Below are 20,167 nucleotides of genomic sequence, written 5' to 3'. Positions count from 1 at the left end.
GGATAACTTAGGAGACCAGTTTCGCGCCGCGCGTCTCGGGCAGCGTCAACGCAGCGAGGATCACCACGCCATACGCGGCAGCGGCAAACGTTCCAATCGCGATGCCCAGCGGCATTTTCTGCGCCACATAACCGATCAGGAACGGAAAGGTCGCACCGACGGCGCGGCCGAAGTTGTAGCAAAAACCCTGACCCGAACCGCGGATGCGAGTGGGAAACAGTTCGGTCATGAACGCGCCCATGCCGGAAAATATCCCCGAGGCAAAAAACCCGAGTGGGAAGCCGAGCAGCAGAAGCAAGGTGTTGCTCATCGGTACGCGGGTATAGACGAGCGCGATGGTCATGGAAGCCAGCGCATAGAGCATGAACGTGAGCTTCCTGCCGATCCGGTCGCTGAGAAATGCGCCATACAGATACCCGGCATACGACCCGGCGATCACGACGGCAAGATAGCCGCCTGTGCCGACCACACTAAGGTGCTGTTCGGTCTTGAGGTAAGTCGGCAGCCACGTGGTGATCGCGTAATACCCGCCCTGCGTGCCGGTTGCGAGAATGGCCGTGCGCAGCGTGGTCGACCAGACACCGGGGCCGAAGATTTCGAGGAACGAACTGCGTCCGCCGGCTTCAAGCTCGCGCTGCTTCTGCTGCTTGTGGACTTCGGGTTCGTCGACAAGACGCCGGATCAGGATCACGAACGGCGCGGGCAGAATTCCGATTGCAAACAGCACGCGCCACGCCATGTCAGCCGGTACGAAAGAAAACACCAGCGTATAGAGCCCGGCCGCGACCGCCCAACCGATCGCCCATCCCGCCTGCACCATGCCGACTGCCTTGCCGCGATCGCGCGGCCGGATCACTTCACCGATCAGCACGGCGCCCGCCGTCCACTCGCCGCCAAAACCAAAACCCATCAGACCGCGCGCGACCAGCAACTGTGTGTAGTTCTGCGCAAGCCCACAGAGCAGCGTGAAGAAAGCGAACCAGACGATCGTGATCTGCAGCGTCTTCACACGACCGATCCGGTCCGACAGAATGCCGGCCACCCAGCCGCCGAGCGCCGAGGTCAGCAGCGTGACGGTACCGATCAGGCCCGCCTCGCCCTTCGTGAGCCCCCACGTTGCGATCAGCGTCGGGATCACGAAGCTCAGAAACTGTGTGTCCATGGCGTCGAGCCCGTAGCCAAGCTTGCAACTCCAGAACGCACGTCGTTCGTTTTTCGTCGTGTGCCGGTACCAGCCGAACATGCCGCCGCTCTCAGGTTCGCTCGATGGCGTCTCGGCTGGCGTGCCCGCAAAGTGTGCTTCGGTATTCATGCCTTGTCTCCAGGTAGCCTGAGCCGGTGCTCAGAGCACAGCAAGCGATGAGTTGGGGATATCGGTCATCAACATATGACCGGGTCGATGCGCGATTGCGAACGGCAGACGTGCGCTTTCGATGGCGCTTTGCGGCGTCACACCGCACGCCCAGAACACGGGGATTTCATGCTCATGCACCGAGACGCTGTCGCCGTAATGCGGCTGCATCAGGTCTTCGATGCCGAGTGCGGCCGGGCTGCCCAGATGCACGGGCGCGCCATGCACCGAAGGGAACCGGCTCGTGATCTGAATGGCGCGGATCGCGTCCGCGCCGCTCATCGGGCGCATCGACACGACCAGCTGGCCGCCGAACGGTCCGGCCATCTGGTTGGCGATATTCGTGCGGTACATCGGCACGTTGACGCCCTCATCGATATGGCGCAACGGGATACGTTCGCGCGCCATCATCTGCTCGAATGAAAACGAGCAACCGATGGCGAAGACCACCAGGTCGTCGCGCCAGAGGTCGACGATGTCGTCGGGCTGCTCGCACAGCACGCCTTCGCGATACACGTTATAGCCGGGCACATCGGTGCAGACGTCGAGATCGCGACCGAGTGCCGGCACGTTCCATTGCCCGGGTTCGCCTACGCCGAGCAGCGGGCAAGCCTTCGGGTTGCGTACGCAAAAACGCAGGAAATCCTCGGCGTAGAGGCTCGGGATGATGGCGAGGTTGGCCTGGGCGAACTCGCCACACTGACCGGCCGTCGGACCGGTAAAACGCTTGCTGCGGACTTGCTGGCGGAAATGATGTGGCATGGCGTCGAGCCCCTCTCACGTTCGATGCATTGAAGAGTAGAGTCGCAATAAAGACGACGCCAGCGAGTTATTTCGCTCGCCTGTGTTAGGTTTTTCTTAACGGAATCGTGCGGGTTTTTACTAATGCCACGGCATCGCGTGGCTGGCTCAGTAGCCGTTAAAACAGGCTGTACAGCCTTGTATAAGGAGGTTTTCTGTGCAACCGGCAGCGCGCGGAAAACGTCCCGTCTGCTCATCGCCAAGGCTCAAAAAGATTCAATCAGGTGAACGCGCTTTTTTGGCGGCGTTAATAATTCCTCCTTGTGTCGATTCGCTCTCCACAAAGCTCCACAAAGGTTGAAGCTCCCATGAATACCCGCTTCCTCGAAACCTTCGTCAAGCTCGCCGAACTGGAAAGTTTCCGGGCAACGGCGCGCGTCCTGCACTCCACGCCCGCGACCATTTCGCTGCGTATCAAGTCGCTAGAAGACGAACTGAAGACCGAACTGATCGACCGCAGCTCGCAGACATTCCGTTTGACGACGTCGGGACAGAGCCTGCTCGGCCCGGCGCGAAACGTTGTGGAAGCGGCCCGTGCGTTGCGTGAGGCGGCGGGTCAGGAAGTCGTCGTCGGCGGCAAGCTGCGGCTCGGGGTGATCGAAACCGTGGTTCATAGCTGGCTCTCGGTTTACATCACGTATCTGAATGCGAACTATCCCAAGCTCGATGTCGATCTCACCGTCGACTCAAGCTCGGTATTGCAGCGCCGTCTGCTGAGCGGCGAACTCGATCTGGTGATTCGCGTGGAAGGCATCGACAGCAGCAAGATTGCTTCGAGTGCGATAGCCAGTTACCCGGTCCGCTGGATCGCCCGACGTGGACTGTTGCCGCGCCGCGCGACAGGACTCGCGCTTAGCGTCCTGCAACGCCCGATCGTCACGTTTGGCCGCGGCACCGCCCCGCAGATCGCGCTGGAAAGCATCGTGCACACGCTGGCGCGCCAGGAAAACATGCGCCCGGAGCAGACGCGGATTACCTGCTCGCCGTCGGTCGCCGCGATCGTTCAACTGGTGCGCGACGGCTATGGCGTAGCAGGAATTCCGGGGCTCTTCGTGGCCAAGGAACTCCAGAGCGGCGAATTCGTCGAGTTGCCGCTCAAGCCGGTCCCGCCACCAATCATCGTATCGCTATGCAAACCGGTCGACGCCAGCGTGATGGTCGACGCAGCGGCTAACGCTGCGCGAATTGCCTGTACGTCGTACACCAGATCGATCAAGAAGGAGTTTCTGGAAGGGCTCTAGCAATCTCGCGGTATGAGAACAGCGCAAGCGCTGCATCAGTGAAAAACACGTAACTCGACGGCACATCCACCATAAAAACTACGAGATTGCCTTCGATAAACCGCATGCGATGCTAGTAGCATGGCCGATCACACTGGATAAGCCGGCTTGCGCAACGCTGCGTTGCGTGCCGGCCTGTCAGACGCAACCCGCGCACAACCCGCGCGATCCGATCAGGTGCGATGAACGACACGGACGAAGAAGGCACACGGTTCATCACGTTCGGCGATGCCGACCTGAACGGTCGCACCGGCACGGCCCCCGAACCGGGCGACCGTCTGTTCGGCCAGCTCGCGCAACATCTGGCGGCGGCCCCCGACAGCGCCACCCGTCAGCAACTGGTCCGCACGGCATTGCGCGCGGCGGGCTTCGACTCGCTGTGCTATTGCCGCGTGCTGCGCATCGGTGAATTCATCAGCCGCTGCGCGTGGTTCGATACCTACTCGCCGCCCGGCTGGCCGGCGCGGTATGCGCAGGAAGACTTCTTCCAGATCGATCCGCGGCCGGGCATTACGGCCTGCGTCGAATGGCCCGCGGCGTGGGACCTCGATACGTTGTTCAGCGGCACGCTCGCACCGCGCTGCGAGACGTTCGCGCGACGTTTCGTCTCGGTGGCCCAGCAGCATGGTCTGAACAGCGGCGTGAGCTTCGGCGTCGCGACCGCCCATCCGCTCGAACACAGCATCGTGATGCTGTCGAGCGCGCAGCACGGCCGCGCATGGATCGTCGACACCACCCTCGGCGCCGCCTACGCGATCGGCACGGCGATTCATGCGTTCATCGAAGCGCGTGCTCGGCATCTGCTGCCGGTGCCATCCGGCGAGCGCCTGAGCGAAGCGCAACGCGCGATCCTGCGCTTCGTCACGCAAGGCATCAGCGACCGCGAGATGGCCGAGAAACTCGTGATGTCGCCGCACAACGTGCGCTATCACCTGCGCCAGCTGAAGAAGATCTACAACGCGCAGAACCGCGTGCAGCTCGCGTACATTGCCGGTCGTCTGCTTGACGACTGAGCGCGCCGCCTGACCACGCGACGCTCATCCCACTTCGCCGCCACCGGCCCAGCGCAGCGCATCGGCTACCTCGCGAAAGAGCCCGCGATCGATGTAAAGCCCGAGCGGAATCTGCTCGTACAGCTTTTCGGCGAGCCCGGTATTCGCCACGGCCGGCCGCAGCAGTTCCTGCGCGATCGTACGGATACGCTCGGCGGCTTCGCCCTCGCCGCGCGCGATGACCCGCGGCAACGTCGGTTCGCCCGCATAGTGCAGCGCCACCGCTACACGCGCCGAATAGATCACCACCGAAGCCCCGCGCAGCACGTCCTGCATCGAAGCGAACTGCGCCTCGCGCGCGAGTTGCGAGCGCCGCGACGAAACCTGCGGATCGCCCTCCATCTCGCGATGTTCGCGCCGCAGTTCTTCAGTGCTCATGCGGTGATTACGCGCGAACTCCCAGCGTTGATGCACGAAATCGAGCCCCGCGATGATCGCGTAGATAACCGCCGCCCAGCCGAACAGCAATGACAGCAGCCGCCCCATCAGCGCGAGAATCTGCGCGGGCGGTGTGAAGCCGGCCTCGACCGCCGCGCCGATCGAACCGCGAATCACCGCATACAGGATCAAGCCGATTGCCAGCGCCTTACCGACGGCCTTCGCGAGATCGATCAGCGCGCGCATCGAAACGATGCGCTTCAGTCCGGCCGCCGGATTGAGCCGCGATATCTGCGGCGTGAGGCGCGCCCATGCGACGATACCGCCCACCTGAACGATGCCCGCGATCACGCCGGCCAGCAGTACCGCACCGCTCAGCGACAACACGCTGATCAGCAGCACATGACGTACCGCGACGAGCAGCACCGCGAGCCGCGCGCCGGGGTCGCGCGCGGCGATCACCTGCTGGGCGACATCCATCAGCCCATGCAACAGGCCGATGCCTAGCGGCGCCACACCGGCGATCAAGGCGAGCAGCACGATGAACTGCACGGTCGTGATGACATCGCCACTGCGCGCGACCTCGCCCTTGCGGCGCGCTTCGCGCAGCCTGCGCGCAGTCGCCGGATGATTCTTCTCGGCCATCGCCGGAACTCCCTTGAAACTCGCCGCGAGCCAGCACGTTGAAACGGTGCTCAAGCTCGACTCAAGCGCCACTAAAGCGTCGCACGCAGCAACGCGAACAGCGGCCCGTCGGGCCCGAGATACGCGTGCAGCGAGCCATACACGAAGTAAAGGAACAACGCCATCATCAGGAGCGCGATCACGCCCTTCACCGGTTGCGAAATCAGGAACACGTTCAGCTGAGTGACCGAACGCCCGATCAGGCTCAAACCGAGTTCGACCAGCACCAGCACAATGATCACGGGCGCCGCGAGTTTCACGCTCGCCTGCATGATCGAATCGGTCGCACGCAGCGCGAACTCCTGCATCAGTCGCTGCGAATCCGGCAGCAACGACGCGACCGGCCACAAACGATACGACTGGAAAAGCATGTCGAGCATCACGTGCAAGCCGCCGCCGGTGACGAACAGCGTGCACGCGAGCAGATTCAGGAACACCGCCGTGGGTCCGCTCTGATCGCCCGCCACCGGATCGAAGAACGCGAAATTCCCCGAGCCGGTCTGGAAGTCGATCAGATGCCCGACGTTTCCTATCGCCCATAGCATCGCGCTGAACGCGAAGCCGAGCAGCACGCCGATCAGCATCTCCTTCGCGCACAGCACGAGCCACATCCCGTACGGCACGTCGACCATCGTCGAGTAGTCGATCAGCGGTGCGGTGAAGACGGCGAGCACGACGATCAGACCGTTGCGCGCCATCGGCGTCATGATCTGCGCGTTGAAGATCGGCATGATCAGCATCATCGGCAACAGACGCGGCATCACGAGCAGCACCGGATGCACCGCGGCCTGCAACGCCACGATGTCGTCATGACCGATTGCCATCGCGCCTCTGTGAAGCTGCATGGGCTGCGTGCGGCGTGACCGGCTCACCTGCCGTGCCTGCCGCATGGCCCCGTCCGCGCAGCGCCGCGGCATCCGCCTCGTCGTCCTCGCGCGCGTCGGCGCGTCGCTGTGCCGCGCGGTCCACTTCGCCGGCCACCCGGTCGATCTTGTCGAGGTTGGCTTGCGCGCGGCCCAGTTGCTGCCGCAGTTCGTCGAGCGTCGCTTCTTCGCGGCGATGTACCTCGCCGGCGCGCATCACGTCGAGCCGCGCGAGACCGGCGGCGCGCGTGCGCGACATGTCCTCGAAGAACATGTCCGCGAGCGAGCGCGGCGTGACGGCGCTGCTGCCCGAATCGCGATCGATACGTTGCGCCAGCGCAAGGCGCGCCGCGATTTCGCGCATCATGCGTGTCTGCGCATCGACGACGTCCTGCGCGGTCCGCGCGGCCACCCGCTCCTGGCGCACCTTTTCGATCGCCGCCTTGCGCTGCCGCGCGTCGCGCACGCGGCGCAACGCGTCAAGCGTTCGCGTGATGGTCGAGTCCATGACGTCGTGCCAGTTCGATTAGCGCGTTCACGCTCGCGTCGAAGGGTTCGAGCGCGTGCGACGGCTGCGTAAAAAATGTGTCGAGCTCGGGCTTTGCGGCCAGCGCGGCGTCGGCAAGCGGATCCGCGCCCGCACGATATTCGCCGATCTGCACCAGCAGTTCGATGTCCTGGTAACGCGACAGCAGCGAGCGCACCTGCGCCGCCGCCGCGCGATGCGGCGAGGCCACCACTTGCGACATCACGCGCGACAGGCTCGCCAGCACGTCGATCGCCGGATAACGGTTGGCGCTCGCCACCTTGCGCGACAGCACGATATGGCCGTCGACAATCGAGCGGACTTCTTCGGCAATCGGATCGGTCTCTTCGTCGCCTTCGACGAGTACCGTGTAGAACGCCGTGATCGAACCACGCTCGCCCTGCCCCGCGCGCTCAAGCAATTGCGGCAGCACCGAGAACGTCGACGGGGGAAAGCTGCGGCGCGTCGGCGGTTCGCCGGACGCGAGACCCACCTCGCGCTGCGCGCGGGCGAAGCGCGTCAGCGAATCGATCAGCAGCAGGACGGACAACCCCTGATCGCGGAAGTATTCGGCGATCGCGGTCGCTACATGCGCGGACTTGACGCGCTCCATCGCGGGCCGGTCCGATGTCGATGCGACGATCACCGTTTTCTCGCGCGCCTCGGGCGACAGGTTGTGCTCGATGAACTCGCGCACTTCGCGGCCGCGCTCGCCGACCAGACCGATCACGATCACATCGCAGGGCGTGCCGCGCGCGATCATGCCGAGCAGCGTGCTCTTGCCCACACCCGAAGGCGCAAACACGCCGATCCGCTGGCCGACGCCGACCGTCAGCAGCGTGTCGATCACACGCACGCCGGTCGCGAGCGAGGTATCGATCGTGCGGCGGCGCAACGGATTGATCGGCTCGTTGTGGGCCGGCACGAATACCGCGCCAGGCACTTCGCCGCGCTCGTCGAGCGGCGCGCCGAGCCCGTTCAGCACGCGCGAGCGCAACGCGTTACCGACCGCAAAGCGATGGCCGCGGCCCGACGGAATGACTTCGGTTGACGGCGATAGTCCGCTCGTCGCACCGAGCGGTGTGAGCAGCGTGGTCTGTCGTGCGAAGCCGACCACCTCGGCGAGCATCGACAGCTCGCCCGGCGTGCGCAGTTCGCAGATTTCGCCGAGCTTCGCATGCAGCCCGGACGCGTTGACGAGCAGCCCCACGGCATGACTCACGCGGCCGCGCATCCGCACCGGGTTGAACACATCGACGCCGTGTTCCAGTTCGTCGGCAAGCGCGCGTTGCGCGGCATCGCTGTCGAAGCTCTCCGCAAGCTGGCCGAATTCGCCCGCGAAGCGTTCGAGGCGGCCGGCGAGGTCGTCGGCGCTGCTCATGATCCGCGCTGCCGGATCGCGGCGGCAAGCGCCTCGAGTTGCGCATCGAGCCCGGCATCGATGCTGCCCGATGCGGTTTCGATCACGCACTGGTCGGCGTGCAGCGTGTCGTCGGGCAGCACCCGCACCGCGTGCGACGCGGCGCGGTCCGGCCACGCCCGCGCTAACGCTTCCGTAGCCGCTTCGCGCTGCTCCGGCGGCACCCGCAGCACCAGCATCGGTTCCTCGCGCACCAGCGCGTCGATGCGCCGCAGCGACTGTTCGAGCACGGTGCGCTGATCGACGGAGCCGACCATCTGCCGAACCGCCTTGACGACGATCTTCGCCATCGTTTCGCGCAACGCATCGAGCGTGCGTGCCGCATCGAGCGCGGCGCCGCAGGCCTTCTGCGCGTATTCCTGGCGGCCCTCCTCGAGCCCACGCGCATGCCCTTCGCTGCGCTTCTGTTCGAAGACCTTCTCGGCATCCTCGAGAATCCGCGCGCGCTCGGCCTGTGCGGTCGACACGAGCGAACCCGCATCGAGCAGCGCGGAATACTCGTGCTGCCGGAGTACCTTGCGCTCCGAGAGGATCTGCAGGTTTTCGCTCGTGATCAGAAAAGCCAGTCCCATTGCGCGAATCTCTCCGGTATCAGGCACAGGAAAATCAGCTCCGCCAGATGCTGCCGGTGCTGCGTGTTCAATCCGTACGACGGCTCATTCGACAGCGTGCGCGGAAACTTGAGTGCGAGGCGCGCCGCGACCTGGGCGTGCTCGGCCACGATGAAGTCGAACAGCAGCCGGCAACCGCGCCGCCGGATCACCTCGACTGCTTCCTGCGGCGCGCGACGATACGGCTCGAGCGTTTCGCGGATCGCATCGAACGGCGGCGCGCGGTTCAGCACGAACGGCATCGCGCTATGTCCGAACGCATCGACGAGCGCCGGGTGCGTGCGCCAGTTCGCCGCATCGCGCAGCCACGCACGGTGCAGCATCAGCCCGCAATACGCGCCGAGCGTCGCGAGCGCGGCGCGGTCGAGCAAGGCAAGGCGCGCGGTGCGACTGCCGAACGCGAACGCCGGCGGCGCGCCGGGTCCCAGCCGCGCGAGCAGCGCCGTGGCCAGCACCGCGCGACCACGCGCGCCGAACGCGGCGAGGTCGCGATAGCGCGCCGGCCATTCGTCGGGCAGCCAGTCCGCACCGATATAGCAGTCGGGACGCAGATTGAATTCGACCGCGAGCCGCTGCATCCGCGCTTCGTGCATGTCAGTTGCCTCGCGACGGTCCGCCGCGCTGCGTTGCGAACTCCGGGCCGCCGCTGCCGACGTTGCCGCCGCCGTTGCCACCGCCGTTGCCACGATCGCCGCCGAACACACCCGCGAGCCGCGAGCCGAACACACCGCGCCGTGCACCGAGCAAGGCTACGACGCACAATGTCAGCGCGAGCAGCACGGCCATCAGCCAGGCAAACGGACTGCGCATCAGCAGCAGGCCTGGCAACATACCGCCGCTGCTCTGACTCGCCGTCTGTGCGCCCGGCGACTCGGCCTGCAGGAACAGCGACACATTGTCGTACGAGAGCCCTTCAATGCTATGCGTCACGAGTTCCTTCACCATCGGCGCCATCACCTGCAGGTCGACACCCGGACGGTACTTGATATATACCGATGCCGACGAAGGCTTGACCTTGTCCGACAGCGGATCGTTTTCCGGAATCACGACCTGCACGTGCGCGACCACCACACCGTCGACGTCGTCGAGCGTGCGCGCGAGTTCCTGCTGCACGCCGTAGATGTAGCGCACGCGTTCTTCGGAAGGCGTTGCAACGAGTCCCTGCTGCTGGAAGATCTGCCCGAGGCTTTCCAGCTGTTGACGCGGCAAACCGTGCGCGCGCAATACCTTGAGTGCGTCGCCCACTTCGCCGCTATCGACGTCGACCTGCCAGCTCGATCCGCCGTCGCGCGTTTCGACGTTTTCCTTCGACGCATTGATGCCCGCATCCGAGAGCACCGAGATCATCTGGTTCGCGTCGCGCTCTTCGAGCCCGGAATACAGTTCCTGGCTGCATCCGGCGACGCACGCGAGCAGCACGGCCGCGCCGGTCCATCTGGCCAATCTCGTCATTGCCACTCCCTGCCGGTTCCGGTCGCGACGAGTGCGGTGAGCGCCGCATCCGACCCGGCGCCCACCGCCACGACTCTCGCCTAGCCCTTATCCGGCGATAGCACCGAACGCGAGCAGTTATTGGCCGCTTGCGCAGCCGAAAGCGCGAACTCGCAACCGTTGGCTGTCATCGACAGATCCCAGTTGTATTCCATCATCCGCGCCATATCCATGCCCCAGTCGCCGCTCGGCTTCAGCACCTGATGGCGCATCGACGAAAGCTTCGTGAAGCGTTGGCCGAGATCGTCGAGATAGCCGAACATGTTCGTGAACGACTCGCTCGCGCCGCCCGTCGCACCCACGCCGCCGTTCGCCGTACCGCTGAGATTGCCGGCAAGTTGCTGCGCGAACAGTTGCGCGTCGTCGCCGGAAGGCGCGGTGGCCGGTGGCGAACCGGCTCCGACCCACTGGGCGGTGGGCGCCTGCTGTGCCGGCGCATTCGCCAGCACCGCGTTGGCGCCGACCGCCGTCACGGGTGTTCCAGTCATGATTCGTTCTCCCCAAATACGTTGCGGGATACCGCGATTGAGTGCGCTGCGGCGGCAGGCCGAGCGGTGCCACACGCGCCGGTGCGCGTGAGAACCGCCGCCGCGACACTCAAGAACCCAGACGTCCCGCGGAAGAGTTTGCGCCGGCCTCGGAACTGGTCATGTTGTTCAGCACGCTGATCGTCTGGGCGTGCGACTGACCGACCATACCGATCGACTGCATCTGCATCTGCTGCTGGAACAACTGCTCTTCGAAGGCCTGCATCTGCTGCGTGTTGTCCGGAAGACTTGTCACCGGGTTGGATCCGCCTGCCATGATTTGCTCCTTTGATCGGATTGCTGCAATCCAAAAACTGCCGCTCGCCGCGGCTGCCTTGCCGCCCGGACGCGCCACGTTGCCGCGCGCCCGGCCAACACCGTTATGAATGCGGCGCCGCGCCCGTACCGGGCGGGTTGCCTGCCGCATTCCTTATGTTTGTTGCTGTTGCTGCATTGCTTGTTGCCGCACTGCCTGTGGCTGTGTTGCCTGTGGTCACGCCACTTGCAGCCGCACTGTCAGCGACCGCACCGCTTGCATCCGCACCGCTCGCGGCCACCACCGGTGCCGCCGCCTGAGCATCGAGTGCAGCGGGCGCCGCGTTGCCGAGTTTCACGATGTACTGCGCCCCGTTGCGTTCGAACACCACGCGGTTCGTTTCGATCGACGCGATCATCAAACCGTTCGGCAGCGTCGCGCCTTCGAAGAAATGCCGACCGTCGCGCGTCACGATGTAGCGCGTGCCGCTGTCGTCGCCATACATCCCCGCGATATCCGCCGGCACCGCGCCGCCCGTCGATGCGATGAATTCCCCCGCCGCGTTGTCGTCGTAATTCACGTGATCGATCACCTCGAGCGCCGGCTTCGCATCGCGCGCGAAGTTCTGTACGCGCTGCGCGACCGCGCGGCTCGCGACACCGGTCAGCACGATGCGCCCGCGCCCCGCGTACTGCGCGCTCACCGACGTGTCCGACAACGTCTGGCGCGTTGCGCCGAGCAACTGATCCACCACATAGACGGTACCGACCTGCACGTTTGCAAAGCTCGCCGCGATCGTGCCGACGCGAGTCCGCTCATCGGCATTGCGCAGATACCCGGAGATTACGATCTGCTCGCCTTCGCCCGGCGCAACGGTGAGCTCCGGATACGCGCTCAGCGCCGCTTCGACTTCACGCACGCGCTCATAACGACTTTCGTGCGACCACCAGAACTGCCCATGCGTCGCGACCGCGACGTAGCTGCCGGCGGCGAGCGCAAACGCGCTCCACAACGCGAGCAGCATCAACAGCAGACGACGCGCGCCGAGCGCCGCGAGCCACGCGGGCGCGTGCATCGTCAGCCACGAATGTTCGCGCGCGTTGCCGCGCGCAGCCAGCGCGCCGCCCGCGCCCGCCGCGAGCGGCAGCGTACCTGCCGCATGCTCGACACCGAACTTGATCGAGCCGACCGTCATCGTGTCGCCAGGCGCGAGCGCGCGGCGCATCTCCGCCAGCGGCGCGCCGTTCAGCGTCACCGGTGCGCCGCCCAGGTTCTGCACCGATGCCGCGATCGCACCGACCTGCAAGCACAGCTGCCGCGCCGCGATGTCGCGGTCCGGCAAAATCACCTCGCAGTCCGCGCCGGTGCCGACCCAGTTCTCGCCCGGGGTCAGCCACAGCGTGCGGCCCGACATCGGGCCGCTCAGGAAGCACAGGCTCCAGCCTGAGCCGTCGTGACTACTGGCTGCCACCCTGACCTCCGGGAGCGCCGGTGGGCGCAATCTGCGTCGCCGGTGCGGGTTGAGTTTGGGACATCGGCGGTGCAACGGGCGTCGTCTGTACGCCGGGCTGCGGTGCGGGTACGGCCGGCGTACCAGGCGCGGCCGCAGCACCGTTCGTCGGCGGTGGCACGAGCGGCTGTGCCTGCTTGATCAGTGCGTTGTTATCGGGCGGTCTCACGACGCCTTCCATCAGCGGCGACGTGAAGTTCTCCGCCGAGCCGTCCGACGCATACACAGCCGCCGGCGTCACCACACGCGGCGTGATCAGGTAGAAGCGCTCCATGTGCGAACCGGTGTTGTTCGTGTACTTGAACAGGTTGCCGATCAGCGGAATGTCGGAGATGAACGGAATGCCGCTCTTGTTGAGATTCAACTGGTCGTCGTTGAAACCGGCGATCAACAGGCTGCGGCCTTCGTCGATCATCGTCTTCGTAACGATGTTGCGCTGCTGGATCACCGGCACGTTCGATACGGTGGAGTTTGGCAACACCTCGCCGTCCTGGATGTCGAGCGACATCATCACGCGCTGCACGCTGTCGTCGTCGATGATCATCGGCGTCACGCGCACGCTCTGGCCGGTGGTGATGCCGTACAGCGACGCGTCCTGGAAGCCCGATACCTGCACGTAGAACTCAGTCAGGTTCTCCAGCACCGCTTCGCTGTTGTCCATCGTCAGCACTTTCGGCTTCGAATACAGCTTCGCGTTGCCGGCTGTCGCGAGCGCACTGATGCGCGTGAGCAGATAGTCGCGCAGCGATCCGCCAATCGATGCCGTCAGCGCGATGCCGTTCGGCACCGTAGTGCCGGTCTGCCCCGACTCGGTCGAGCCGACCGCGAAGGTCAGCGGCGGATTCGCACCGTTGCCGAACTGGAAGTCGCCGTGCGGTGTATGCAAGCGCCAGTCGATGCCGAGCTGATCGAGCGAATTGAGGTTGATGTCCATGATCGTCACGCTGATCTCGACGAGGCGCGGACGCGCATCGAGCTGCTGGATCAGCGGCGCATAGCGCGCCATGTTCTCGGGCAGATCGCGGATCAGCACGGCGTTGATCGACGGATCGGGGACGATCTGCGGCAACTGGTTGCCGCCTCCCCCCGTCGCCCCTGCGCCGTTGGCATAGGCACCGAGGCCCGGCGTGCTGCCGGTGTAGCCGCTCACGCCGGGACCGCCGCTGATCGACAGGCTGTTGCCCACGTCGCCCGACAGCGGGATGTCGATGCGCGGCACGTTGATCGAGTCGCCGGAGCTGAGCTTCACCTCGCGAGTCGGGCCGCCGAGCCGCAGCGCATTGCTGCCCGGACCCATCGTCGGCGACTGCTGGCCATACAGTTGCCGCAGGATCGTCGCCACGCCCGGCAGCGTCACATCCTTGCCGGAGCGGTTGATCGTGACGTCGGCGGCCCAGTTGTAGCGCAGCGGAAACGCGCGGATCACGGCGCTTTCCGTCGAGCCACCGCCGTTGGTGACGGAATCGGCCGCCTCGCGCACCATCTCGACGTAGCGCACCGGGCCCGATACATAGACCGTGTTATCGCGGTCGCTGATGTTGAGCGCGAAGCGCTTGTCGGGCACCTGCATCGACTGCAGCAGTTGCGTGAGGCGCGACGCCGAACCCGGCGGAATGCGCAGCATCTGCGTCTGCGTATCGGAAGCGCGTTCGATGTAGAGGAACGAACCGTCGTAGAACCACGTGAGACCGTAGGTCGTGCACACGCTATTGAGCGTTTGCACCGGCGTGCCGCCGAAGCGTCCGCTGATGCTGCCGGTCACTTTCGGATCGATGATGGCCGTCGTTCCCTGCGACGCCGCGAGCTCACGCAGGAAGTCCGGCAACGCGCGACCGTTCGCGACGATTTCGTAGGAACGTCCGCGCCATTGCAACTCCGCCGCGCGCGGCCGCGTCGCGTGACCGGACAGGCATAACGCGGCCAGCATCAGCAGCAACTGACGGGACCGTATTGCGAGGATCGACTGGATTATTGTTCTCAAGGTCGCATTCCGTGACATGGTTCGATCAAAAGAGACCGGGCGCGATCCCGAACACGCGTTCGAGCGCCTGCCGGCCAAATACCATCAACTGCCTCGCCCCCCAGCCCGACAGCACGATGACCGTCACCATCACGACGATCATCCGCACCGACAGACCGATGCTCGAGTCCTGCACCTGCGTCACCGCCTGCACGATCGCCACCGTCACCGCCGCGATGGTCGCCACCGCTACGACCGGTAGCGACAGCATCAACACCAGCAGCAGCGCTTCGCGCGTAATGTCCAGAATCGCTGCGTCGGCCACGTATGTCTCCCCCATGTGAAGCGCCCACGGCGCTCCGGTTTCAACGATCCAGCAGGTTGGGCCAGTACCTCACGCCGGGTTCTTGACCCAGCCGATGGTCTGCAACCGCACGTCTTCCTCAATCTCCTGATACGACAGCACCGGCAGTTCCGGCAGCACGGGCTCGAGGATCGATTTCACATAGAAGCGCACCGCCATCGGCACCAGCACCGCGACGCGCGCGCTGCGCTCCCTGCCGCGCAGCGACTCGATCACCGCGCGGGTCTGCTCGCAAACGTTGTCCTTCACATCGCGCGCAAGTCCAAGAAAAACGCCTTGCTGGGTGCGCTGGATCGACGACTGCACACGGTCCTGCAAGCTCTGCTCGAAGAGAATCGCTTCGAGCGTGCGCAGACCGCCGCAATAGCGGTCGGTGATCATTCGCTTGAGATCGACACGTACCTGCTCGACGAGCGTGATCGTGTCGTCCGGTTCTTTCGGCGCCCACGTGATCAGGCTTTCGAAAATCACCCGCAGGTTACGGATCGGAATGTGTTCGAGCAGTAGCCGACGCAGCACTTCGGTAATGCGCTGCAATGGCACGATGCGCGTCAGTTCGGCGATCAGCTCGGGGTGATCCCGGCGTGCGAGATGCACGAGCGCCTGGGTTTCCTGAATGCCGATCAGCGCCGACGGATTGGCGCGCACAACCGCTTCGAGATGCTGCGCGAGCACCTGCTCGAGACTCAGGTTGCCGACCATGTTGCCAAGCAGCGCGCGCCCGGTCGCTCCCGACGGCACCAGCCAGACCGGTTGCGTGAACGGCCCGAACGGCTCGCCGGCTTCGCGTTCGAGCGTGTCGGGCAGCGCCGATACACCGTCCCACAGGAACCGCCCCGGGCGCAGATAGCCGCGCGACGCGAGCACGTCCTGCAGCAACACGCGATAGGTATGCGTCGGCGCCTGCGGATCGAAGCGCAGATTCATCCGCGGAAACACCGGGCCGAGATCGACGTCGACGCGCGCCTTCGCGTCGCTGAGCGCCGCCTGCAACTGCACCAGATTCAGATGCGCGCGCAGGTCCTGCGCAAACACGATGGCGAGCAACGCCGTCATGCCGAGCGGATGCACCTGCGAGCCGGACGCGGCAATGCTCGCGTCGGCTTCCGTAGGCGTATCGGCGAGCGTGATCAGATTCAGCGTGGGGATGGTTTTGCGACGCCGCATCAGCAGGATGCCGCCGCCTATCAGCAGTACCGAGAGCAGCAGGAACGACCACTTCGGAAAGCCCGGCACGAACACGAACGCCAGCACGATCGTGCCCGCGATCACCACCGCGCGCGGATGATTGGTGATCTGCGTGCCGATCTGTTCGCCGAGATGGCGTTGTTGCGCGTCGCGTGACGCGACTCTCGTCGTCACCACGCCGGCCGCGATCGACACCAGCAGCGACGGAATCTGCGAGGCCATGCCGTCGCCGACCGTCAGCACCGCATAGCGGTGCAGCGCCTCCGACACGCTCATACCGTGCATCAGCGTTCCGACCGCAATGCCGGCCAGGATATTGATGAACGCGATGATGATCCCCGCGATGGCGTCGCCCTTCACGAACTTCATCGCGCCGTCCATTGCGCCGTGCAGCTGCGATTCCTGTTCGAGCCATTCGCGGCGGCGCTTCGCTTCGTCGGACGTGATGATGCCCGCGCGCAGGTCCGCGTCGATGCTCATCTGCTTGCCGGGCATCGCATCCAGCGAGAACCGCGCGCCGACTTCCGCCACCCGCTCCGAACCCTTCGCAATAACGATGAACTGCACGATCGCAATGACGAGGAACACCACGCCGCCGACGACGAAATTGTTACCGACGATCAACCGTCCAAAGGTATCAATGACATGGCCCGCATTGGCCTGCAGCAGGATCAGCTTGCACGACGCGATGTTCAGCGCAAGACGCAACAACGTCGTGAACAGCAGCAGCGCGGGAAACGACGAGAACGAGACGGCCGAAGGCAGATAGGTCGATACCGTCAGCAGCAGGATCGACAGCGACAGGTTCAGCGAGATCAGGCCGTCGAGCAGCATCGTCGGCAGCGGCAGCACGAACAGCGCGACGACCGCGGCGATGAAAAGCGCGAGTAGCAGGTCGTATTGCCGCGTCAGCGCGAACTGCGGCACGCGGCTACGCCAGCGCTCGCCGAGGCCGTTCTGCCAGAACCGGTTGACGTTGTCGAAAGGCATGCGATACGTGACCTGCGAAGGTACAGCGGATTGCCCGAGGCACACGCACCTCTGGCCGCCCACTGGTTGAAGATCGTGCAACCAGTGTAGATAAACCGCCTCGTAGGGACGCGCACCAGATTCGTGGGATTTCGTCGTTCAACGCGCGATTCTTCGTCTCGCCACTACGGAACGCGGTAGTGCCTCGCGCGTGCACTCGCCGCTACAGTGCTGAGGACGCTCATCACACAAGGAGGTCGGGTTGAAAGCGCGCGACGGCGTCGAGCAGACTTTCGTGATGCTGGACTATTGCCCGATCGGCCTGGGTGTCGCCCCGCCCGGACGTGGCGCGACGCCGCGCTCGGCGATCGCCGACGAACTCAGCGACGCCCGCACGCCCGCGCAGCGCAGCCTGCTGATCCGCACGCTGCTGGGCGCGATCGGTTTCGACTGGCTGTGCTACTGGCGCCTGAACTGTGTGAGCGACACGATCACGCGCGCATGGTACGTGCGCGACTACACGGCCCCTGGCTGGCCGGAGCGCTATATCGACCAGCGTTATCTGGAGGTCGATCCGCGCATCGCGTTCGCGTGCCGCCGCGAATGGCCGCTGATCTGGGATCTCGCCACACTGTCTTCGACGCAACCCGCGCGCGATACCGTGGGCCACGCCACGCCCTCCGACGAGACCGCCACACGCCTTAAAAGCCTGCTGTCGGACGCGCACGAAGCGGGCCTGCGCAGCGGCATTACATTCAGCCTGGCGAGCCCGTCCAGCCCGCAGCAGAGCGTGCTGTCGCTCAGTTGCGCGAACCTGTCGCGGCACTGGATCAGCGACCGCATCGTCGGCCAGGCGTACGCGCTGGGGCTCGCACTGCATGAGTACCTGATCGACTACGCGGCGCCGCTCATCGCCCGCGGCGAACCCGCGCAGCACAAGTCGATCTCGAAGATCCAGCGGCACATTCTCGATGCGCTCGTGCGCGGGCTCAGCGACCGGCAGATCGCGGAGTCGCTGCACATGTCGACGCACAACGTCGATTACCACCTGCGCCTGCTGAAGAAACGCTGCGGCGCGACCAACCGCGTGCATCTCGCCTATCTGGCGGGTCAGGGTGAACTGCGATGAACGGTCCGTTCCCGGAGCGCAATGCACTCGCTGCGGACGGCCCGTTGCCGCTGCCGCATCTGTCGGCGCCCGCGGCGCAGGCGGCGAGCCGCGCGTACGCATGGCGCCGCACGTTCGAATTCGACGCCGGCGGCGCGCGTCGCACGCTGCGCTGGGATTACACCGCGCAGCTCGCGCCGGGCGCGCCGCGCCGCTACCGTTTCCGCTTCGGACCCGCAGCCGGCTGGCTGCTGCTGGAAGCACGCGCCGAACAGGCGCTGATCGGGGACGCCGCCAATGACGCCGTCCCCGACGAGATCCGTTGCGCCCTGCTCGCCGATGCACTCGCGCCGCTCACGGCCACGCTCGAGCAGGCCACCCGGCAATCGATCAGCCTCAGCGTGCCGGAGAACGCTCAAGCGCCGGTAGTGCACGATGAAAACACCACTCCCGAAGCAAGCGCGGCCGCACACACGGACAGCGACGTCTCGCCGTTGCGCTTCGTGTGCGGTGTGCCGGACGGCTCATGGCACGCACATGGCGCGCTGCTGTTCGACGATCCGCGCTATCTCATGCTGGCCTGCCCGACCACGCCGCCCGCGCCGACGCTCGAACCGCACGACTTCGACGCGTTGCCCGTGCCGCTCGCGTTTGGCATCGGCTCGACACTGCTGACGCAGCGCGAACTGGCCGCCTTGCAGCACGGCGACATCATCGCAATCGAGCAATGGAAATCGGCGGGAGCGGGGCTCGTGTGCCGCGCCGCGACGCCGGGCACGCGCGGCCTGCAATTAAATGCGCGCGTGCTCGGCGCAAAGATCACGATCGACGAGATCCAGACGAGAGAGGTCCCCAGCATGAATACGTCTTCCCCACCCGACCCGGCATCCGACGGCAGCGGCGCGCCTGGCGCAGCCGGCGTGCTCGATGCGCTCGAAGTGCATGCAAGCTTCGAACTCGAACGGCGCACGCTCACGCTCGCACAGCTGAAGGCGATGCAACCGGGCTTCGTGATCGAACTCGATCAACCGCTGAACCAGAGCGTGATCCGGATTCTCGCGAACGGCATGCAGGTCGGCACCGGCCACCTGATCGCGGTCGGCAACAAGCTCGGCGTACGCATCTCGGCACTCGGCGCCGCCGAGCCGCAGCCGGAACGCGACGATGGGTAATCTGCCCAATCCCGCCGCGATGGTGGCGGTGATCGCGGCACTCGGCGTTGCGCCGTTTGCCGCGTTGATGGTGACGAGCTATACGAAGCTCGTCGTCGTGTTCGGGTTGCTGCGCAGCGCGCTGGGTATCCAGCAGGTACCGCCCAATATCGTGCTCAACGGCATCGCGCTGATCCTGTCCGTGTACATCATGGCGCCGGTCGGCATGAGCATCATGGACAACCTGAAGACAGCCAACTTTACGCTCGGCAACGAAATGTCGATGCAGGACGTGACGCAGTTGATGGACGCGGCGTCGCCGCCGATCAAGACGTTCATGATGCAGCACACCCCCGAGCGCGAGCGCAACTTCTTCGTGCGCTCGGCGACGACGATGTGGCCGCCGGAGCGCGCGAAAAACCTGCAACAGGACGATCTGATCGTGCTGGTGCCGAGTTTCACGCTGTCCGAACTGATGAAGGCGTTCGAGATCGGTTTCGTGCTGTACCTCGTGTTCCTCGTCGTCGATCTGGTCGTGGCGAACGTGCTGCTTGCGCTTGGCATGCAGATGATCTCGCCGACCGTGATCTCGGTGCCGTTCAAGTTGCTGCTGTTCGTGATGCTCGACGGCTGGTCGGTGCTGGTTCACGGGCTGGTGCTGTCGTACCGGTAGAGGC

20 protein-coding genes are annotated in these 20,167 nt (G+C 65.1%); 5 read left to right on the top strand and 15 right to left on the bottom strand.

What is annotated here, in order from left to right; genetic code table 11:
* Positions 1–7: 7 nt before the first annotated feature.
* The gene (locus M0D65_RS08345) at positions 8–1,243 is read right to left on the bottom strand and encodes an MFS transporter (protein WP_266252514.1); all 1,236 of its coding nucleotides are present in this window, start codon (positions 1,241–1,243) and stop codon (positions 8–10) included.
* Between the two features lie 99 nt (positions 1,244–1,342).
* The gene (locus M0D65_RS08340) at positions 1,343–2,113 is read right to left on the bottom strand and encodes a putative hydro-lyase (protein WP_266252235.1); all 771 of its coding nucleotides are present in this window, start codon (positions 2,111–2,113) and stop codon (positions 1,343–1,345) included.
* Positions 2,114–2,460: 347 nt separating this feature from the next.
* On the opposite strand from M0D65_RS08340, the gene M0D65_RS08335 reads away from it, so the two are divergent.
* Together M0D65_RS08335 and M0D65_RS08330 are read left to right on the top strand one after the other, a co-directional pair.
* On the top strand, positions 2,461–3,393 hold the full coding sequence (locus tag M0D65_RS08335) for a LysR family transcriptional regulator (RefSeq protein WP_266252234.1): 933 nt from the start codon (positions 2,461–2,463) through the stop codon (positions 3,391–3,393).
* A gap of 221 nt (positions 3,394–3,614) precedes the next feature.
* Positions 3,615–4,445 (top strand): LuxR family transcriptional regulator, encoded by an 831-nt coding sequence (locus M0D65_RS08330; RefSeq protein WP_266252233.1) that lies wholly within the window; start codon positions 3,615–3,617, stop codon positions 4,443–4,445.
* A 24-nt stretch (positions 4,446–4,469) separates the two neighbouring features.
* Here the strand turns inward: M0D65_RS08330 and M0D65_RS08325 are convergent, their stop codons facing one another.
* The 13 genes from M0D65_RS08325 to sctV form a co-directional block, all read right to left on the bottom strand.
* Positions 4,470–5,561, bottom strand: coding sequence for an EscU/YscU/HrcU family type III secretion system export apparatus switch protein (locus tag M0D65_RS08325; protein WP_266252232.1), 1,092 nt, complete (start codon positions 5,559–5,561; stop codon positions 4,470–4,472).
* A 17-nt stretch (positions 5,562–5,578) separates the two neighbouring features.
* Positions 5,579–6,370 carry a type III secretion system export apparatus subunit SctT gene (gene sctT, locus M0D65_RS08320; RefSeq protein WP_266252513.1) on the bottom strand — a complete coding sequence of 264 codons (792 nt, stop codon included), beginning with the start codon at positions 6,368–6,370 and terminating at the stop codon, positions 5,579–5,581.
* Positions 6,354–6,917: a hypothetical protein gene (locus M0D65_RS08315; RefSeq protein ID WP_266252231.1), complete on the bottom strand. Its 564-nt coding sequence runs from the start codon at positions 6,915–6,917 to the stop codon at positions 6,354–6,356. Before M0D65_RS08315 ends, sctT begins: the two co-directional genes overlap by 17 nt.
* Complete coding sequence (locus M0D65_RS08310; RefSeq protein WP_266252230.1) at positions 6,889–8,316, bottom strand: FliI/YscN family ATPase; 1,428 nt, start codon at positions 8,314–8,316, stop codon at positions 6,889–6,891. The genes M0D65_RS08315 and M0D65_RS08310 overlap by 29 nt, the downstream gene beginning before the upstream one ends.
* Positions 8,313–8,927: a type III secretion system stator protein SctL gene (gene sctL / locus M0D65_RS08305; RefSeq protein ID WP_266252229.1), complete on the bottom strand. Its 615-nt coding sequence runs from the start codon at positions 8,925–8,927 to the stop codon at positions 8,313–8,315. Before sctL ends, M0D65_RS08310 begins: the two co-directional genes overlap by 4 nt.
* Positions 8,909–9,559 carry a SctK family type III secretion system sorting platform protein gene (locus M0D65_RS08300; RefSeq protein WP_266252228.1) on the bottom strand — a complete coding sequence of 217 codons (651 nt, stop codon included), beginning with the start codon at positions 9,557–9,559 and terminating at the stop codon, positions 8,909–8,911. The genes sctL and M0D65_RS08300 overlap by 19 nt, the downstream gene beginning before the upstream one ends.
* Before the next feature lies 1 nt (position 9,560).
* Positions 9,561–10,418 carry a type III secretion system inner membrane ring lipoprotein SctJ gene (gene sctJ, locus M0D65_RS08295; protein WP_266252227.1) on the bottom strand — a complete coding sequence of 286 codons (858 nt, stop codon included), beginning with the start codon at positions 10,416–10,418 and terminating at the stop codon, positions 9,561–9,563.
* 80 nt (positions 10,419–10,498) lie between these two features.
* Positions 10,499–10,945 (bottom strand): hypothetical protein, encoded by a 447-nt coding sequence (locus tag M0D65_RS08290; protein ID WP_266252226.1) that lies wholly within the window; start codon positions 10,943–10,945, stop codon positions 10,499–10,501.
* 109 nt (positions 10,946–11,054) lie between these two features.
* On the bottom strand, positions 11,055–11,261 hold the full coding sequence (locus M0D65_RS08285) for a hypothetical protein (protein ID WP_266252225.1): 207 nt from the start codon (positions 11,259–11,261) through the stop codon (positions 11,055–11,057).
* Between the two features lie 103 nt (positions 11,262–11,364).
* Complete coding sequence (locus M0D65_RS08280; RefSeq protein WP_266252224.1) at positions 11,365–12,711, bottom strand: FHA domain-containing protein; 1,347 nt, start codon at positions 12,709–12,711, stop codon at positions 11,365–11,367.
* Entirely contained in the window at positions 12,698–14,677 is a 1,980-nt protein-coding gene (gene sctC / locus M0D65_RS08275) for a type III secretion system outer membrane ring subunit SctC (protein ID WP_266252512.1), read from the bottom strand. Before sctC ends, M0D65_RS08280 begins: the two co-directional genes overlap by 14 nt.
* Before the next feature lie 79 nt (positions 14,678–14,756).
* Complete coding sequence (locus M0D65_RS08270; protein ID WP_235851500.1) at positions 14,757–15,035, bottom strand: flagellar biosynthetic protein FliQ; 279 nt, start codon at positions 15,033–15,035, stop codon at positions 14,757–14,759.
* A gap of 69 nt (positions 15,036–15,104) precedes the next feature.
* The gene (gene sctV / locus M0D65_RS08265; protein ID WP_266252223.1) at positions 15,105–17,252 is read right to left on the bottom strand and encodes a type III secretion system export apparatus subunit SctV; all 2,148 of its coding nucleotides are present in this window, start codon (positions 17,250–17,252) and stop codon (positions 15,105–15,107) included.
* Between the two features lie 241 nt (positions 17,253–17,493).
* Here sctV and M0D65_RS08260 point away from each other — a divergent pair, with 241 nt between their 5' ends.
* The 3 genes from M0D65_RS08260 to sctR are packed head-to-tail and all read left to right on the top strand — an operon-like array spanning position 17,494 to position 20,163.
* Positions 17,494–18,360, top strand: coding sequence for a LuxR family transcriptional regulator (locus M0D65_RS08260; RefSeq protein WP_266252222.1), 867 nt, complete (start codon positions 17,494–17,496; stop codon positions 18,358–18,360).
* A complete protein-coding gene (sctQ, locus tag M0D65_RS08255) occupies positions 18,357–19,511 on the top strand; it encodes a type III secretion system cytoplasmic ring protein SctQ (protein ID WP_266252221.1) in 1,155 nt (384 codons plus the stop codon). The genes M0D65_RS08260 and sctQ overlap by 4 nt, the downstream gene beginning before the upstream one ends.
* Positions 19,504–20,163 carry a type III secretion system export apparatus subunit SctR gene (sctR, locus tag M0D65_RS08250; protein ID WP_266252220.1) on the top strand — a complete coding sequence of 220 codons (660 nt, stop codon included), beginning with the start codon at positions 19,504–19,506 and terminating at the stop codon, positions 20,161–20,163. The genes sctQ and sctR overlap by 8 nt, the downstream gene beginning before the upstream one ends.
* Positions 20,164–20,167 lie beyond the last annotated feature (4 nt).

This window comes from Paraburkholderia sp. CHISQ3, assembly GCF_030464945.1.
Classification (GTDB): domain Bacteria; phylum Pseudomonadota; class Gammaproteobacteria; order Burkholderiales; family Burkholderiaceae; genus Paraburkholderia; species Paraburkholderia megapolitana.
The sequence above is the reverse complement of the archived record's forward strand: the minus strand, read 5'-3'. Positions and strand labels throughout refer to the sequence as shown.

What these genes read in the sequence shown, in the direction of transcription:
- M0D65_RS08345 (WP_266252514.1), bottom strand. Translation starts at nt 1,243, where the DNA reads ATGTTCGGCTGGTACCGGCACACGACGAAAAACGAACGACGTGCGTTC.
- M0D65_RS08340 (WP_266252235.1), bottom strand. Translation starts at nt 2,113, where the DNA reads ATGCCACATCATTTCCGCCAGCAAGTCCGCAGCAAGCGTTTTACCGGT.
- M0D65_RS08335 (WP_266252234.1), top strand. Translation starts at nt 2,461, where the DNA reads ATGAATACCCGCTTCCTCGAAACCTTCGTCAAGCTCGCCGAACTGGAA.
- M0D65_RS08330 (WP_266252233.1), top strand. Translation starts at nt 3,615, where the DNA reads ATGAACGACACGGACGAAGAAGGCACACGGTTCATCACGTTCGGCGAT.
- sctT (WP_266252513.1), bottom strand. Translation starts at nt 6,370, where the DNA reads ATGGCAATCGGTCATGACGACATCGTGGCGTTGCAGGCCGCGGTGCAT.
- M0D65_RS08315 (WP_266252231.1), bottom strand. Translation starts at nt 6,917, where the DNA reads ATGGACTCGACCATCACGCGAACGCTTGACGCGTTGCGCCGCGTGCGC.
- M0D65_RS08310 (WP_266252230.1), bottom strand. Translation starts at nt 8,316, where the DNA reads ATGAGCAGCGCCGACGACCTCGCCGGCCGCCTCGAACGCTTCGCGGGC.
- sctL (WP_266252229.1), bottom strand. Translation starts at nt 8,927, where the DNA reads ATGGGACTGGCTTTTCTGATCACGAGCGAAAACCTGCAGATCCTCTCG.
- M0D65_RS08300 (WP_266252228.1), bottom strand. Translation starts at nt 9,559, where the DNA reads ATGCACGAAGCGCGGATGCAGCGGCTCGCGGTCGAATTCAATCTGCGT.
- sctJ (WP_266252227.1), bottom strand. Translation starts at nt 10,418, where the DNA reads ATGACGAGATTGGCCAGATGGACCGGCGCGGCCGTGCTGCTCGCGTGC.
- M0D65_RS08290 (WP_266252226.1), bottom strand. Translation starts at nt 10,945, where the DNA reads ATGACTGGAACACCCGTGACGGCGGTCGGCGCCAACGCGGTGCTGGCG.
- M0D65_RS08285 (WP_266252225.1), bottom strand. Translation starts at nt 11,261, where the DNA reads ATGGCAGGCGGATCCAACCCGGTGACAAGTCTTCCGGACAACACGCAG.
- sctC (WP_266252512.1), bottom strand. Translation starts at nt 14,677, where the DNA reads ATGCTGGCCGCGTTATGCCTGTCCGGTCACGCGACGCGGCCGCGCGCG.
- sctV (WP_266252223.1), bottom strand. Translation starts at nt 17,252, where the DNA reads ATGCCTTTCGACAACGTCAACCGGTTCTGGCAGAACGGCCTCGGCGAG.
- sctQ (WP_266252221.1), top strand. Translation starts at nt 18,357, where the DNA reads ATGAACGGTCCGTTCCCGGAGCGCAATGCACTCGCTGCGGACGGCCCG.
- sctR (WP_266252220.1), top strand. Translation starts at nt 19,504, where the DNA reads ATGGGTAATCTGCCCAATCCCGCCGCGATGGTGGCGGTGATCGCGGCA.